7 protein-coding genes are annotated in these 17,111 nt (G+C 42.5%); 4 read left to right on the top strand and 3 right to left on the bottom strand.

The features are described 5' to 3' along the window. Window positions 1–135: 135 nt before the first annotated feature. A complete protein-coding gene (locus tag RRG12_RS15120) occupies window positions 136–6,078 on the bottom strand; it encodes a calcium-binding protein (RefSeq protein WP_420759859.1) in 5,943 nt (1,980 codons plus the stop codon). Between the two features lie 695 nt (window positions 6,079–6,773). On the opposite strand from RRG12_RS15120, the gene RRG12_RS15115 reads away from it, so the two are divergent. Continuing rightward, a complete protein-coding gene (locus RRG12_RS15115) occupies window positions 6,774–10,430 on the top strand; it encodes an NB-ARC domain-containing protein (RefSeq protein ID WP_420759858.1) in 3,657 nt (1,218 codons plus the stop codon). Here the strand turns inward: RRG12_RS15115 and RRG12_RS15110 are convergent. Further along, window positions 10,413–10,988: a Uma2 family endonuclease gene (locus RRG12_RS15110; protein ID WP_420759857.1), complete on the bottom strand. Its 576-nt coding sequence runs from the start codon at window positions 10,986–10,988 to the stop codon at window positions 10,413–10,415. The genes RRG12_RS15115 and RRG12_RS15110 overlap by 18 nt on opposite strands. Window positions 10,989–11,273: 285 nt before the next feature. Here RRG12_RS15110 and RRG12_RS15105 point away from each other — a divergent pair, with 285 nt between their 5' ends. Continuing rightward, the gene (locus RRG12_RS15105; protein WP_420759856.1) at window positions 11,274–11,969 is read left to right on the top strand and encodes a response regulator; all 696 of its coding nucleotides are present in this window, start codon (window positions 11,274–11,276) and stop codon (window positions 11,967–11,969) included. Window positions 11,970–12,552: 583 nt separating this feature from the next. On the opposite strand, the gene RRG12_RS15100 is transcribed toward RRG12_RS15105, so the two are convergent. After that, a complete protein-coding gene (locus RRG12_RS15100; protein ID WP_069070488.1) occupies window positions 12,553–12,837 on the bottom strand; it encodes an Npun_R1517 family heterocyst differentiation transcriptional regulator in 285 nt (94 codons plus the stop codon). Between the two features lie 867 nt (window positions 12,838–13,704). Here RRG12_RS15100 and RRG12_RS15095 point away from each other — a divergent pair. Beyond that, complete coding sequence (locus RRG12_RS15095) at window positions 13,705–14,064, top strand: NAD(P)H-quinone oxidoreductase subunit M (RefSeq protein WP_069070487.1); 360 nt, start codon at window positions 13,705–13,707, stop codon at window positions 14,062–14,064. 743 nt (window positions 14,065–14,807) lie between these two features. Next, window positions 14,808–17,084: a protein phosphatase 2C domain-containing protein gene (locus tag RRG12_RS15090; protein WP_420759855.1), complete on the top strand. Its 2,277-nt coding sequence runs from the start codon at window positions 14,808–14,810 to the stop codon at window positions 17,082–17,084. The last annotated feature ends 27 nt before the right edge of the window (window positions 17,085–17,111 follow it).

Here is a 17,111-nt window from a genome sequence, read left to right as displayed (position 1 = left end):
AACCCAAGCGTATTGGAACAGACACTAATTATAGCCGTAGCCACATAGGTTAAGACATTTTGAAAACCCCAAGGCTAGGAATAGTAATACTTTTACCTCCTGCCTCCTGCCTCCTGCCTTCTGCCTCCTGCTATATCATCCTAGATTTGTGAAATCCCACAGACTAAGGGTATTGGCTTCTACTCCAATGAGTGTGGCTAGAACTTCACCATCCTGTTTACTGATTAGAGTATCGCTGGTATTAGTACCAATGCCTTGAGTAATGGTGATCTGTTCAAAGGTCAGACCATTCAATAATCCCAGATAATCGCTACCCACTGTAAAGTTGAAAATGGTGTCAATTCCACTCTCGCTAGCCAGCACGAACATATCACGACCGCTGCCGCCGTACAATGTATCTTCACCCGTTCCACCATTCAGGATGTTGTCGCCGCCTGTAAGATAGTCGTTGCCACCTCTGTTGTAGATCGGCTCCAAGAGATAATTATCTCCGTCCGGCTGCGGGATATCGGCATAGAGCAGATCGTTGCCAGCACCACCCTCTAGTGAGTTGTTACCAGCACCACCGTAGAGTCGGTCATCACCGTCATTACCAAAGAGATAATCATCTCCATCCTCCCCTTGTAGGATATCGGCATCGTCGCCACCCTGAAGATTGTCATTACCACTGCCTCCAGCAAGAGTGTCGTTACCTTCTTGACCAAAGAGTTGGTCGTCACCATCGCCGCCGATGAGTTGGTCATCGCCCAATCCACCTTCTAGATAATCATTATCAGCACCACCATCAAGAATGTCGTTGCCGCCACCACCGTAGAGTTGGTCATTGCCTAATCCAGTTAAGAGTTGGTCATTACCTAACCCACCATCTAGGTAGTCATCGCCAGTACCTCCATCAAGAATGTCGTTCCCTTCTTGACCAGAGAGCAGATCGTTGCCATCGCCTCCTAAGAGATTGTCATCTCCGATTCCACCATATAAGTTGTCATTATCAGCACCGCCGTTGAGGGTGTCGCTACCATCTTGACCGTAGAGGAAATCATTACCGTTACCCCCAGTCAGTTGGTCATTGCCATTTCCACCTTCAAGGTAATCATTGCCAACACTGCCATCAAGGGTGTCATCGCCATCCCGACCATATAGTTGGTCATTGCCGTCGCCACCATCTAATTGATCAGCGCCAGAACCGCCATCTAAGTAGTCATTGCCAGTTTGCCCTAGGAGCTTATCAGCATCATCGCCCCCATAGAGGAAGTCTTCGCCGATGCCGCCATCGAGGTAGTCACGCCCTTGCTGCCCGAAGAGTTGGTCATCACCCGTACCCCCTTCAAGGCGGTCATCATCATTGCCGCCATCAAGATAGTCCTGACCTGCTTGACCGTAAAGGCGATCGCTACCATCTCTGCCATAGAGATAGTCATCTTCTAAGCCACCATCCAGGAAGTCAGCGCCAGCACCACCATCCAGGATATCGTAGCCTTGCTGACCGTAGAGGCGATCGTTGCCTTCATTACCATTGAGTTCGTCATTGTCTAACCCACCATCAAGGTAGTCATCGCCAGTGTTGCCGTTAAGTAAATCATCACCTTGTTGACCGTAAAGGCGATCGCTACCTTCGTTGCCATTGAGTAGGTCATCGTCCGCCCCACCATCGAGGTAGTCATCACCTGCTTGCCCTAAAAGGGTATCTATACCAGTACCTCCGTAGAGAGCGTCATTTCCCGCTCCACCATCGAGGTTGTCATCACCAGCTTGACCGTAAAGTTGATCGTTACCGTCGTCGCCATCAAGTAGGTCGTTATTGTCACCCCCATCCAGCAGGTCATTACCTAACCAGCCACTTAAGTTGTCTTCACCGACTTGACCGTAGAGGCGATCGTTACCGTTATCGCCAGAAAGTTGATCATCTCCGTCCCCTCCATCCAGCAGGTCATTACCTAACCCGCCATCTAGGGTGTCTTTATCGGATTGACCATAAAGTTGATCGTCCCCGTCTCCTCCAGTGAGGAAGTCTTCGCCGATGCCACCATCGAGGAGGTCATCGCCTGTGCCACCTTCGAGATAGTCATCGCCTTCCTGACCATAAAGTTGGTCATTGCCATTGCCACCATCGAGGTAGTCATTGCCTGTACCACCTTCGAGATAATCATTGCCAGCATCGCCATTTAAGGTGTCGCTGCCATCTTGACCGTAGAGTTGATCGTTGCTGTCTCCTCCATTGAGGTTGTCATTACCAGCTTCACCTTTGAGGAGGTCTTCATCGGCTTGACCATATAGTTTGTCGTTGCCATCTCCACCGTAAAGGCGATCGCTTCCTGTGCCGCCATCGAGCCAGTCGTCGCCAGCTTCACCGTAAATTAGGTCATTGCCACCCAACCCGCTGATGATATTGTTTCCAGCATCACCGGTCAGCAAATCTTCAAATTCTGAACCTTCTAGGTTTTCGATGGCTTGGAGGCGATCGCCTTTAGCATCTCCAGCCCAACCAGTACCCGTTGTGAGACTAACAGATACACGCGTCGCAGAGGTGAAATAGGAAGCCGTATCATTACCTTCGCCACCATTGAGGCGATCGGCATCAGTACCCCCAACTAGGAAATCGTCACCGTTTTCGCCAGAGAGAGTGTCTTTACCACCTTTGCCAAAAATGATGTCGTTGCCATTTCTGGCGTTAACAACGTCATTACCATCTCCAGCGTGGATAATATTGGCTTTGGCATCGCCGATGACTTCATCATTGAAAACAGAACCGATGACATTTTCAACATTAAAGATTTGGTCAGTACCGCCAAAGCCATCTTTAGCGTAGTTTTGCTCTAAGTTAACTATGACTTGGCTAGGATCACGGCGATAGCTGACGGTATCAATGCGATCGCCTCCGTCAAGGGAGTCATTGCCAGCATTGCCAACTAACAGGTCATTCCCGACTAAGCCGGAGATGCGGTTATTTAGGCTGTTGCCAATTAGAACATCATCAAATCCAGAGCCGATGATATTTTCTAGATTTCGTAGGGTATCTATAGTGCCAAAGCCATCTTTAGCTGTGCCTGCTGCGATCGTAAAGCTTGGTTCTGTGTCGGTAGGTATGAGGCTGGTAGTAACTATGGTTGTGTGGAAAGTTCCGCCGGAATTTCCGTAGTTCTGTGCTTCATCAATATTTACAACTACACTACTGGGGGAGTTGTCGTAGCTGACGGTATCGACTTCAGTGCCACCGTCAAGGTAGTCATTGCCTGCTTCTCCCAGCAGTAGGTCATTGCCAGCATCACCAGACAGATAATCATAGTCAGCACCGCCATATAGAGTGTCAGCTTCAGTACCACCGTATATAGTATCAACACCAGCACCGCCTTTGAGAATATCGTTCCCGTCTTCACCTAAGAGTTGGTCATTGCCCTCACCGCCACTGAGAGTGTCATTGCCAATACCCCCGTAGAGTTGGTCAATGCCAACACCACCTGCTAATTCATCATTGCCAGTACCGCCTTTGAGGATGTCATTCCCGTCTTCACCGAAGAGTTGGTCATTCCCTGTGCCGCCTTCGAGAGTATCAGTACCTGCACCACCGTAAAGTTGGTCGATGCCATCACCACCCGTTAGTTCGTCATCGCCAGCATCACCATAGAGGAAGTCATTGCCTTTTTCACCGGAGAGTATGTCATTCCCCGCACCGCCACTGAGAGTGTCATTGTCTATACCCCCATAAAGTTTGTCGCTGCCAGCACCACCTTCTAGTTTGTCATTGCCAGCATCACCTTTGAGAAGGTCATTCCCGTCTTCACCGAAGAGTTTGTCATTCTGCAAGCCGCCGTCAAGGGTGTCATTGCCTGCACCACCATTTAGTAAATCATTGTCAGCGTCTCCAAAAAGTTGATCGGCTCCTTCTCCACCATTCAAGGTATCATTTTGATCGCCACCCCTTAACTCATCGTTTCCATTTCCACCATCTAGAGTATCGTTACCGATATTACCAAAAAGTCGATCTTCTCCAATTCCACCTATTAAAGTGTCATTTCCAGCATATCCATCTAGTTGATCATTTCCTTCATCACCATAGATAAGATCATCATCTTCTAAACCAAGAAGATTGTCATTATCAGATCCACCTCTCAAAGTATCTTTACCTAAACCACCTACTAAAAGGTCATTGCCTCCCATACCTTTTAACTCGTCATTACCATCATCACCGTAAAGCTTGTCGTCATTAGCTCCACCATCTAGATAATCATTACCTTTAGCACCAACGAGCAGATCCTCACCTTTACTGCCCACAAGAGTATCATTACCTTCATCGCCGTATAATCGGTCTTTACCATCTCCACCATCTAGATAATCATTACCATTTCTACCTGTAAGTTGATCGTTATCTTCATCTCCGTAGAGCTTATCGCTCTGATTATTTCCATAAAGAACATCATTTCCTATGCCACCGTGAAGTTCGGCAATAATATCTACTTGAATATTGATAGAATCATTGTTTGTTCCAGCATTAGCAATAATTTTTTTGATGCCAGAACGAGACTCTTCTGCACCAAAAGCTTTGACTTTTCCTGATTCAACTACAAAAAACTCATCAGTCTTATCTTTTTCGATGTTTCGGAACTTAGCATCATTACCCACATTAAGTATGAGATTTTGTCCCTCAACTCTTGATAAATTAGGTGGTTCAGTTTGAGAACTAGAACTATTATTGCCAAAATCGAAAATATTGACTGTAGCTATAGTCTTTTCTTTTCTCTCATATACCTCGTCAATATCTCCACTAAATAGTCCTGATACAACTTTAACTGGATTTGGACTAATATACTCTACATACAAACCAGCACCAGCATATATCTTACCTTTAATAGAGCTTGAGACATTTTCCAAATCTTCTAATCTAACTTTTTTAGGATTTTTTCCATTAGAAGAAATATTGAAGTCAATATTGCCTTCAATAAATAATTTACCACCTGCTTCCGCAGCTTTTATTTGACCAAAACCAACAGCAACACCAGCTTGTCCAAAAATGTTAGTGGTAGCTGTGAAGAGAGCTTTACTACCGTCTATATAAAGACCTTTAAGGGGATCACTTGTTTTAATTCCCTCAGTATCAAATCCAAATGTAAGTCCTGGACTACTAAAACTGGCTTTAGCTCCAAACTTTATATTGGCACTGATCGGAGGAGTTGGTATTATAGGTATAGAAGGAAGAGGCACATCATAAGAAATACCAGCCGTAAGCTTGGGCAGTGTAAGTCGCAGAATATCTACATTATTATCCTTACCTAGAAGTAAGTTAAATACTTCATTGGAATTGTCAAAAAGCGGGAAAGCAAAACCAGTATTCTTTGCATTGCTAATAAAATCTTTTAGGCCATTATTGCTAAGATAATCAAGTGTAGTCTCAGAATTAGGGCTTAAATTTAGTGTATTTCCACTACCATTAATACCAAAACTACCTATTGGAATTAAACCAATTTTGGAAGCAATTTTTTCTGCATTCTCAATTTTATTGAAAAGATTGCTAAAGTCACTAACCTTCGTTAGCAGACCAAAGTCCTTACTATTACCAAAATTATTAATCAAAGCCTTTAAAGTTATAGGTACTCCAGCAGGCTCAAGAATTTTAAGAGGTTCTATTTCCTTATTTAAAGCTTCATTAATTATCTTGAAAGGCTTAAGTACACTATCAATTTTACTCAAAATAGGCTTAGTAAAATCCTGTACAAAAGAATTTGCATCTAGTGCGACTTTAAAATTAAGACTAGGATCAGTATTATTGGTATTCTCAAGGGAAAAATCTGAAGTAGTAACTGTAAATTGTGGTAAACCTTTACCAAAATTTGTTTTTAGAGAGAACTCATCCAAATTTAGTTGTCCGTTTACAATCCAAGTCTTTTCGCCTAGTTGATCATCAAAGAAGGTGTCTAACTTCTGATAAATTTCTTCTTGTGGGGCAGCATCTACTATTGTTTTTGATTCATTGATAGTTTTTTGTAGTTTTTTAAAGTCAGTATTGAAAATACTAGGAGTTTTAAACTGCTCTAAAATCTTGCTGAGTTGCGCTAAATTAGCTTGAACTTGTTCGACTGTTACCATGTCAATGCAATCCTGTTGAAACTAAAGTTTTTTGAAGAAAACAGAAATATACTTGTCAGATATAGAGAAAGACTTTCTTGCTCGACGATCGCACCCCTCTCAAACCCCGATAACTTAAGTGCGTAGGCGCAGCCCGCCGTAGGCATCGCATCGCATCCCGATTTCAAACTATTAGTCAGAAAAAACAGCGAACGAATAAGCATCGCCGCTCACAACTGCTATGGCTCAACTAGATGAAAAATTTATCGCACTCGAAAATTTTCAGGATTTGGATAAACACTTTACCTGTGTTTAATCATTGGGCAGATTCCTGTACTACAACTGAATCACATCAATACTCTACAACCTTGTATAAAATTTGATGGTGAGAAAAAGTCGGGAAAATGTCGGACTTTTTGGTAAATTTACGTAAAGTCTTTGAAAAAAATCAACTTTATGGTGCAAATATCGTATCTAAGTTGGTATTACTATGTAAATAAACTGATAGTTGAAAAAGCGATACCTTCTGGTGCATCCGCTATGTGTAGCTTGCTTCTCCATCGAAATATGGTGTACCAACACACTGAAGAACTAGCCAAACGTGAAAAGTCAGGTAGAAATGTCAAGTCTTTTTGATAGATTGGCGTAAACTTTATGAAAACCATCAGGTTTATAGTGGGAAAATCGTAGTTAACTTAGTATTGCTACGGAAATAAATGACCATTGAAGAAGCGATCGCACTAGTTGAGCAATTATTGGAGCGAGGATGCTTAACGAAAGTACAAAAGATGGTATTTCGCTACGCCTGGGAAGGGAAAACTTACCTAGAAATGGCGCGAGAAGTCAGATATGATCATGGACACATCAAAGACGTTGGTTCGCAACTATGGCGATCGCTCTCTCAAGCTTTAGATGAAAAAGTTACCAAGAATAATCTGCACGCAGTTTTGAAACGAGCTGCACAACAGCAGAGTGATGCAGATATCTCCCCAAGATTAAGCCTCCAACCGCTCAGAAATCGCATCAATTGGGGAGAAGCGATAGACGTTTCCCGCTTCTATGGACGTACCACTGAATTAGAAACCTTAAGCCAATGGATTGTCGGCGATGCCTGCGGCGGGCGAAGCCATCGCGCTCGTCTGATAACTTTACTAGGGATGGGTGGTATTGGTAAAACTACCCTTGCGGTTAAGGTTGCAGAAAATAACCAAGATGCCTTTGAATATGTTTTTTGGCGTTCTCTACGCAATGCACCGCCGATACAAAATATCTTGTTAGACCTAATTAAATTTTTATCTAATCAGCAGGAAGTAAATTTACCCGACACCGACGAAGCACAACTAGCGTTGCTAATAAAATATTTATCTTCATCACGGTGTTTGCTGATATTAGATAACGTTGAAACAATTCTCGTTAGTGGTGTAAATGCCGGCAATTATCGAGAAGGATATGAAAGTTACGGACAGCTATTTCGGTATATCGCCCAAGTATCTCATCAAAGCTGCTTATTATTAACTAGCCGCGAAAAGCTGAAAGGTTTGACATTGCAAGAAGGGGAAAATTTACCCATTCGTTCTCTACAAGTTACAGGGTTAACTCAATTAGAGATCCATGAAATTTTTACAGATAAAGGTTTCTCTGCTTCGCCAGAACATGAGCAGTTATTAACAGCAATTTATAGCGGCAATCCCTTAGCTTTAAAGATAGTTGCAAATACAACCCAAGAATTATTTGCTGGAAATGTCTTGCAATTCTTAGACTGTAACACCTCTGTTTTTGGTGACATTTGGGAACTTTTAGACCAACAATGTCAACGTTTATCTCCTTTAGAAAGGCAGGTTATGTGCTGGTTAGCAATTAATCGAGAAGCAGTTTCTTTAGCTGAATTACAAAACGATATTATACCACAAATATCGACACGAGAACTTATTGAATCACTAGAGTCTTTAAAAGGAAGGTCACTAATTGAAACAAGTCATCCTATTGCTAATCATAGTGTAACTTTTACTCAACAACCTATTGTTATGGAATACACAACAGAAAAATTAGTCGCGGCTGTATTTCATGAAATTACCACAAGTAGTATTTCGATTTTTAATTCTTATGCCCTGATTAAAGCAACTGCTAAAGACTATATCCGAGACTCACAGATATGTTTGTTATTAAAACCATTAGCTAATAAACTATTTGCACATTTTGAAAATAAAACTAGGCTAGAAAAATATCTTTATCAATTTATTAGTAAATTACAAAATCATCCTCCAATTCAAACTGGGTATGCTGGAGGAAATCTTTTAAATATACTCTGCCATATCTCAGCAAATTTACAAAATGCCGATTTTTCAAACCTCACCCTTTGGCAAGCATATCTGAAAGATATTAATTTAAATTGCATTAACTTCCAAAATTCTGATTTATCAAAGTCGGTTTTTAGCGAAACTTTTGACAGTATTTTGGCAGTAGCATTTAGTCCCGATGGAAGAATTTTAGCGGCTGGTGGTGTTGCGGGTGAGGTGCAATTATGGCAAGTAGCTGACGGAAAACCACTTTCGAGATGGAAAGCACATTCCTCTTGGATTATTTCACTGGCTTTTAGTCCCAATGGTCAAATACTAGCTACTGGTAGCGATGATCAAAGTGTAAAGCTATGGAGTGCTAACACAGGAATTTGCTTAGAAACCTTTCAAGGACATACAAGTTGGGTATTTGATGTAGCTTTTGCTCCGCAACGCTGCGCGAACAGTTCAGAAAGCCAAACACTTGCCAGCATTGGTGATGAACACACTATTAAATTATGGGATGTCGCGAAAGGTAAACTATTAAGAACTTTTACAGGACACAGCACCCAACCTCACTCCATCGCCTTTAGTCCTGATGGACAAATGCTAGTTAGTAGTGCGAATGACAGCACTATCAGGTTATGGAGTGTACCTACAGGTGAGTTACTCAAAACTTTCCCAGGACAAAGCAATTTTGTACAGGCTGTTGCTTTTAGTCCTGATGGAACAACTATTGCCAGTGTAGGCAATGACTATATTATCCAGTTATGGGATGCGAGAACGGGCGAACTACTCAATACTTTCATACAGGGACATGTTTCTTTTGTACAATCAATCGCCTTTAGCCCTGATGGGAAAACCCTGGCCAGTGCTAGTCATGACAAAACCATCAAGTTGTGGGATGTGGCTGCGGGTATCTGCAAGAAAATTTTGCAAGGACACACTAGCCAAGTTTGGTCAATTGCTTTTAATCCTGATGGGAAAATAATTGCTAGCAGCAGTCAAGACCACACTGTTAAGCTATGGAATACTGCGACTGGGCAATGTGTAAGAACTTTCAAAGGATACACTAATGCATTTCGATTAATTGCCTTTAGTCCCGACGGGAAAACTTTGCTAAGTGGTAGCGGTGACTGTCAAGTGCGATTGTGGGATATTCAGGCAGGTGCGTGTATGAGGACTTTGGCAGGACATACAAGTTTAGTTGTATCGGTTGCCTTTAGTCCCAATGGTAAAACCTTAGCAAGCGGCAGTACCATAGTTAAGTTATGGAACTCAAGCACAGGTGAATGTCTCTTGACTTTGCACGGACATAGTAATTGGGTTTGGTCGGTAAATTTTAGTCCTGACGGCAAAACTTTATTGACTGGTAGCGCTGACCGAACTTTAAAATTGTGGGATGTGCAAACGGGTGAGTGTTTAAAAACATTACAAGGTCATACTAATTGGGTTTGGTGTGCTGTTTTTAGTCCTGATGGTCAAACTTTGGCAAGCGCCAGCGGAGACTGTAGCGCGAAAGTCTGGGATGTCAAGACAGGTGTATGCTTAATAATTCTCAAAGGACATCGCAATGGTGTATCGTCGATCGCTGTTAGTCCTGATGGTAAAATTGCAGCTACCGCCAGCGATGACCACACTACAAAATTGTGGGATTTAACGATAGACAATAGCGATCGCTTACCATCTGGTGTATGTATCAAAACCTTAGAAGGGCATACCAGTGGTGTTTATTTTGTAGCATTCAGCCCCGATGGTTCACAACTTGCTACAGCCAGTGATGACCATACAGTGAGGATATGGGACGTAAATACTGGAGAATGTCTCAAAATTTTAACAGGACATAGAAATCGGGTGTGGTCAGTGAAATTTAGCCCCGATGGTGAAATGCTTGCAAGTGCGAGTCACGACGAAACGATTAAACTATGGAATGTCAAAACTGGCGCTTGCGACAAAACGCTTCAAGCTCCACGACCTTATGAAGGAATGAATATTGCCGGAGTCAGAGGTTTAACTGAGGCACAGAAAGCTTCGTTAAGAATGCTAGGTGCAATTGAAGTTGAGTCCGAGATTAAGTTATTAGAGAATTCCTTGTAAATTCAAAGTAAAACCTGGTAACACATCTTCTCCCGATAACTGATTTGGCGACAGTAGCACTTCCTTCTCTTTTCCCTGGCGATAAATTTCCACCTGCTTACCTTTGGGGTCAATTAGCCAGCCTAACCGCGCACCATTCTTCATATACTCCTGCATTTTGTCTTGGAGGGACTTGAGGGTGTCGGAATCAGACCGCAGTTCTACTACGAAGTCTGGACAAATGGGAGGAAAAGTCTTTCTTTCTTCAGAAGCCAGTGCTTCCCATCGCGCTAAAGGAATCCAAGCTGCATCAGGTGAACGTAAAGCTCCATTGGGAAGTTGAAACATCGTTGAAGAGTCAAAAGCTTCTCCAGTCCCGTCTTCATCTGTCCAAGTTCCCAAGCGTTGAGTTAATCTGCGATTTCGACTACCAGTTTCTCCACCAGTCGGCGCCATAACTACTAATTCTCCTGATGCGGTGCGCTCTAGTTTAGCATCAGGGTTGACTTGACATAGCTGGTAAAACTGCTCAGAAGTGAGATTGATTAATGGTTCTAGGTTCAGGGTAATAGCAGTCACGTCGCTTCGCTCCGAATTCAAAATTCAAAATTCAAAATTCAAAATTAATGATTCCCATAAATAAATTTAGTTGCTCTGTATGCTTTTCGTTTTTGGTCATCTTGCAGTTTCTTCTGTCTTGATTATGACTATTATGGTTAACCTGTTACCAGATTGGAAGCCAACCTTCCCTAAGTGCGGCTGCAAAGTATCTGTGAGCATGGGTTTCACTTTTAAAACCATACTTTGCACAATGGTTGTCAACTTTCGCTAAATTGGAAAAAGGAAAACTCAAGGAAATCTTAAATGTCAGCACAATTGTTACTGGTGGATGATGAACCAGGGATACGGGAAGCCGTGAAGGATTATTTGCAAGAGAGCGGTTTCAGCGTTCAAGTCGCCAGTAACGCCCTTGAAGGTTGGGAATGGATGCAGATGAATACACCTGACTTAGTGATTTCCGATGTGATGATGCCCCAGGTGGATGGCTATCAGTTCTTGAAGCAACTGCGAGAAGACCCCCGCTTCCAAGCACTCCCAGTAGTATTTTTAACTGCTAAAGGTATGACAGGCGATCGCATTCAAGGATATCACGCTGGTGTTGATGCCTATCTTCCCAAACCCTTTGATCCAGATGAGTTAGTTGCCATAGTCGAAAATTTGCTAGCCCGCCGCGCTGCTAAAACTGCAAGTACAGGAGATGACTCTGAAACCCCCGATCTTGCTGAACTAGCCAATCAGATTGCCCAAATTAAGGCATTATTAACCCAAAGAAATGCCATTTCCCAATCGCCAGCCCCTTTCAAAATTGATTTGACTCCCAGAGAACAAAGTGTTTTGAACTTGGTCGCCGAAGGGTTGATGAACAAAGAAATCGCCCGTCGCTTAGAAACCAGCGTCCGCAATGTGGAAAAATACGTCAGCCGTTTGTTTAGTAAAACCGGCACCAATAGCCGTACAGAGTTAGTTCGTTTTGCTCTAGAACACGGCTTGGCTAAATAGGTATTGGGGATTGGTCAATTCAATTTTGGATTTTGGATTTTAGATTTTGGATTATTCAATCTAAAATCCAAAATCTAAAATCTAAAATTATTGCTACCTCATCTCACCCACTCCTGGGTAATTGGTAATAGGTAACTGGCTGCTAAACCATAACCTATTACCAGTAAGATATAAAACATAAGTATTTCAGCAAACTAGGCACTTAGCTCAAGCAAAAAGCTAAAAGAAAGGTTATTTATTTTTACTTTGGTCTTTTAGGTTTTCATGTGATTCGCGCCTGTTGTCCAATTCCCCATCTGTAAAGACACAGGGTTTTATTCTTCCTGCAATGTTTTTATAAAAACTCGGTAAAATGCACCCGGCTGAATTTGCTCTCAGATTCTACCAGTACCCTTTGCTACAAAGTTTTTAATAGCGGAAACTGTTCCTGGGACTTTGTGCTGCTAAATAAGACCTTCAAAAAGTAGAAACCACAATATTTAATGAATCCTACTTGCTGTTTAGTTTTTATGGCAACGGGGGTATGGGATCAACATTTGATTTGATACCCAATTCACGTTTTTTCATTACTTAAATTACACCTTTAAGTTTGGGGATTTTCAGCAGCATTACGCAAGCGCATAAGCTGGCGTCGCATTTGAGGAGAGGCTTTAAACTCAGACACTTCCTGGGCTTTAACGGACGCTTGCAGCGTCTCCAGAAAGTCATCAGAACCTTCGGTTAAAGCATCAAGTAGCACCTGTAATAGTTGCTCACGATCGCTCAATAAACTCTTTTCCTCAATCAACCTGAATTTGAGATGGATTTCGCACTCATAAACACCTACTTCGAGATTATTTATCTGGCGTGGTAATGCTTTGGAGTTCATAGCTATTGAGATTCCTTTACTTGGTTGTCATGAGGGTAAGGAGGTAGATGTCCAGCAAAATTCTTTATATCTCTTTTGAATCCAAAGTGCTTGAATTAAGAATTTTTCTTCATCAATCATCTTTGTATTCCATTTCACTCTCCTGTGTTGTATTTTCAAGCTAAATTTTCAGTGTCTAGATTTTGACGTTTCTGTGCCAGATGTAGCTTATGGTAAGCCATAACTATTATTCAGTTTTTAAGATTCTACACAATAAAGTTTCTGTAAGAAGTTGTTGAACCTTTTTAAAGGTTTTTACATCAACTTTATGTTAACGTCAACAACAGTTTGACTTGTTACTCTAATTTTGGTGTTTATACGTAAGTAAAACCGCTGAAGTTTTGGGAGTTTATTAAAGCCAGCAGTCGATGTAGCCCTATTCAGTGAAATTACTTGATGTACGTTTTTTGCGATAGAAAATTCAGGATAAATTGATGAGCATAATTATTGATTTCAAAACTTTTGTTCTCCATAAAAAAATGTACACAAGTCAAATTATTACTGCCAAGTGCTTTCCCCTACTGTCTTTTGGGCTTGATTAGTAAAAAAAAATTTAGCAGTAGGTAAGATTAGTACACCAAATAAAAATACTCAGCCAGGGAATTTTTACATAAAAAAATTTGACTACTGTCAGTACTAGCAGTTAACTTTGTCTTCAAGTCATAACAGAAGTAGCACGCTAATCAGTACAGGTGATATTTTTACTTATGCCTATTCAATATACTCTTTTGAAATTGTGTTCAAAGCTTGTAAATTGAGAGCATTCAAGCGCTGAATATAGCGTCTACAATAATTTCAGTGTAATTCACCCAAATCTTACACCCTTTTATGGATAACCCGATGCTGCTCAAGTCCACAACCCGGCATGTCCGCATTTTTGCAGGCGAGATTGACCGGGATGGCGAACTAGTTCCTAGTCAACAAGTCTTAACGTTAGATATTGACCCAGATAACGAATTTAACTGGAATGAAGATGCGCTGCAAAAAGTTTATCGAAAATTTGATGAACTAGTAGAAGCATCTAGTGGCGCAGACCTCACAGACTATAACTTGCGCCGTGTAGGGTCAGACTTAGAGCATTATCTGCGATCGCTCCTGCAAATCGGCGAGATCAGCTACAATCTTTCTGCCCGTGTCACCAACTACAGCATGGGAGTCCCCCAAGTTGCCATTGACGACAAACAATAAGCGAATGAGTTGGTAGCGGGCTGGCTGAACCTTTATAACAATTCAGTTCATCTGCAAAAGTCCACCAAAAACCTAACCCCCTAAACCTCTTCCCGACGTGGAAAGGGGGAAAATCCCAAGTCTCTCTCCTACAAGGCTACGGTGTACACACAAGTCCTTCTCACCCCCTCTAACTCCCCCTTGCAAAGGGGGAGAACCGGATATTTCCCCCCTTTGCAAGGGGGGACTAAGGGGGGTAAATCCTGGGTTTGGGCTTCATTACCAAGATGTGTGTACACCGTAGCCTACCAGGGGAGAGATTTAGAGAATTTAGAGAAAGATTTTCTTGATTCGTCAGCTACTTTTGCCCAAATTATATTTGCTATTCTTAATTCTTAATTAAAGTTAATTGTTGCTATCCTACTTATAAACTAAATAAATACCAACATTATCTGCTTTTTGATGATGGGGTAATTCAGTAAAAGCAAATAGCACAGTTATGCTTGGGTTATGCTTTGGGAACAGGGTTGGAGTTAGTTGCTTTGGCGATGAAGAGTCACAGGGCAATAAAAGCTATGATGAGGCTGTAGGGTTGAGTTGGGAGCGTATTCTTTGGATAAGTAAGTATTAGCACCTGCTGATATCCGCCAGCTAAAATCATCATCTAAAGTCTGGGTATGTCAAGTTTAAGAAAGATGAGCGGTCTAGATTGTCCCTACTAATGTTATTAAAGAAATTGCCAATCGCTGATCGGTGCGAAAACTATGGAAAATGACGCGGCAACGCTCTACTGTCCAAACGAAAATTGTCAGGCTGCCAACCCCCTGACTCATAAGTTTTGCCAGCGATGTTCCACGCCCCTACCCAAAAATTACCTCTGGGCTGTGGTAGATGGCCCAAGTGTGGGTAGCCCTGGAGAAATATTAGCCGATCGCTATTTAGTCGTTGATAAATTTCTTCTTTTAGATACAAAGCCTGGTTTATTATCGCTAACGCCTGAGTTAGATAATTTACAGCCCCTAAGAGCTTACCTGAGACTCATCCCCTACCGTTTACACGTACCACAGGTATACGGTGTGCTTTTTCTAGCTGACGGGCCGTCCCATCGAGAAATATTACTCCTAGACAAACCGCCACTATTAGTAGATGACACTCTCCAACAAGTGCATTTGGGCAGCGAGTTAACCACCGCTTGGCGTGATGCTACATCAATGCGCCAACTAAATTGGTTATGGCAAATAGCTCATCTGTGGCAACCTCTTGCGAGTGAAGGTGTCACCTCTAGCTTACTAGACTCATCTGTATTACGGGTAGAAGGATCATTAGTACGTTTGTTGGATTTGCGTTTCGATACCGAAGTATCACCAGAATTGCCCCAATTAGGTGAATTTTGGCAGCAGTTAGTCAAGAATGCTAAACCAGCAATAACTGAATTTGTTGAACGCATTAGCCTTTCCTTAATTCAGGGAGAGATCAACTCAACCGATCAATTAATCGGAGTTTTAGATCAGGGATTGGCACAATTAGGGCGATCGCAAACACCCACGATCAAAATTATCACCAAAACCGACACTGGCCCAAGTCGCCAACGCAACGAAGATGCCTGTAGCCCTCTTAGTGGGACTCTGGTAAGCAAACCACCCCAGCCAACAGCTTTAGCAATTGTCTGTGATGGCATCGGTGGCCACGAGGGTGGCAATGTCGCCTCAAATTTAGCCATTGAAACGATCCAGCAGCAGGTACAGCAACTCACAAAAGTTCCCTACGATCACATAGACCCCTCACTGCTGCTGAATGACCTAGACAAGGCAGTGGCAATAGCCAATGACAAAATTAGTCAGCGCAATGACGTTGAAAATCGCCAAGGGCGTCAACGCATGGGCACGACTTTAGTCATGGCATTACCTGTTGCTCACGAAATGTACATCACCCACGTTGGTGATAGTCGTGCTTACTGGATTACACGTCACGGCTGTTATCAAGTTACCCTTGACGATGATGTTGCCTCCCGCGAAGTGCGGCTAGGTTATGCCATCTACCGCGAAGCCATACAACAAAATTCTGCTGGCTCTCTTGTCCAGGCTTTGGGCATGGGGCCGAGTACTGCATTGCATCCCACATCGGCACGGTTTATGCTCGATGAAGATGCTGTTTTTCTGCTCACATCCGATGGTTTGAGTGATTTTGATCGGGTGGAGGAGTACTGGGAAACAGAAATCTTGCCGATTCTAGTTGGGGAAGCAAATATAGTAAATGTTGCGGATAGATTAGTCGAAATCGCTAATACAAAAAATGGACACGATAATGTCACCATCGCTTTAGTCCACTATCAAGTTCAATACTGGGAACCAGAAATCACCATCCAAGCAGTGATTCCAGAGAGTTATTCTGCCAAAACTGTTGATTTTGCTTCCAGAAAGCCTGACGCAACACTTTTAGGTGGCCCAAACCACAAAACTCAGGTCATTCCCGATACTGAGCCTGCCAAAACGCGCAGTTTACCGCTACAGTGGATAGTTCCGTTAATATTTGTGTTAGCAGCAGGTGCTCTAGGATTGTTCGTCAAGCAATTGCGATCGCCATCAGGAGCCTCTCCAGTTTTTTCCAATCCATTACAAACTCAAAACCCTCTCATCGAAGCAACACCCGAAACGCGATCGCTTGCTTATCTTTCTCCTGGTTGGGTAATTAGAACTAACAATGACATCTCCTTGGGAAACAACCAATCACTTCCTCGTGGGACTTTTTTAGAAGTTATTGAGAGAAAATCAAATCCCCAAAGTACTCCTGGGAATTTTTCAGTGTCTATGCGAGTCTGTGCAAATAAAAGCACACAAGCTCCAGCTAATACTAATAACCCAGCACCAACTTCCTCTGTTCCAGCAAATTCAAAACCTTTACCATCAACAGTATTACTAGACTCCTCCCAACTGAACCGTTTTGGCGTCTCTGTTTTACAATCAGACGCACCAAGTCCATGTAAAACCGTCACACAACCACCAGATCCAGCAACTCAATCACCTAACAACAGTCCAACTTAATCAAATACTCGATAAACTGGTAAAAAC

This window comes from Nostoc sp. CALU 546 (assembly GCF_048836525.1).
Note: the sequence above shows the minus strand (reverse complement) of the source record. Positions and strands in the feature narration are given on the sequence as shown.

Bases quoted from the DNA above. Each gene is read 5' to 3' on its own strand.
- RRG12_RS15100 (WP_069070488.1), bottom strand. From the start codon at position 12,837: ATGAACTCCAAAGCATTACCACGCCAGATAAATAATCTCGAAGTAGGT.
- RRG12_RS15090 (WP_420759855.1), top strand. From the start codon at position 14,808: ATGGAAAATGACGCGGCAACGCTCTACTGTCCAAACGAAAATTGTCAG.
- RRG12_RS15095 (WP_069070487.1), top strand. From the start codon at position 13,705: ATGGATAACCCGATGCTGCTCAAGTCCACAACCCGGCATGTCCGCATT.
- RRG12_RS15105 (WP_420759856.1), top strand. From the start codon at position 11,274: ATGTCAGCACAATTGTTACTGGTGGATGATGAACCAGGGATACGGGAA.
- RRG12_RS15115 (WP_420759858.1), top strand. From the start codon at position 6,774: ATGACCATTGAAGAAGCGATCGCACTAGTTGAGCAATTATTGGAGCGA.
- RRG12_RS15120 (WP_420759859.1), bottom strand. From the start codon at position 6,078: ATGGTAACAGTCGAACAAGTTCAAGCTAATTTAGCGCAACTCAGCAAG.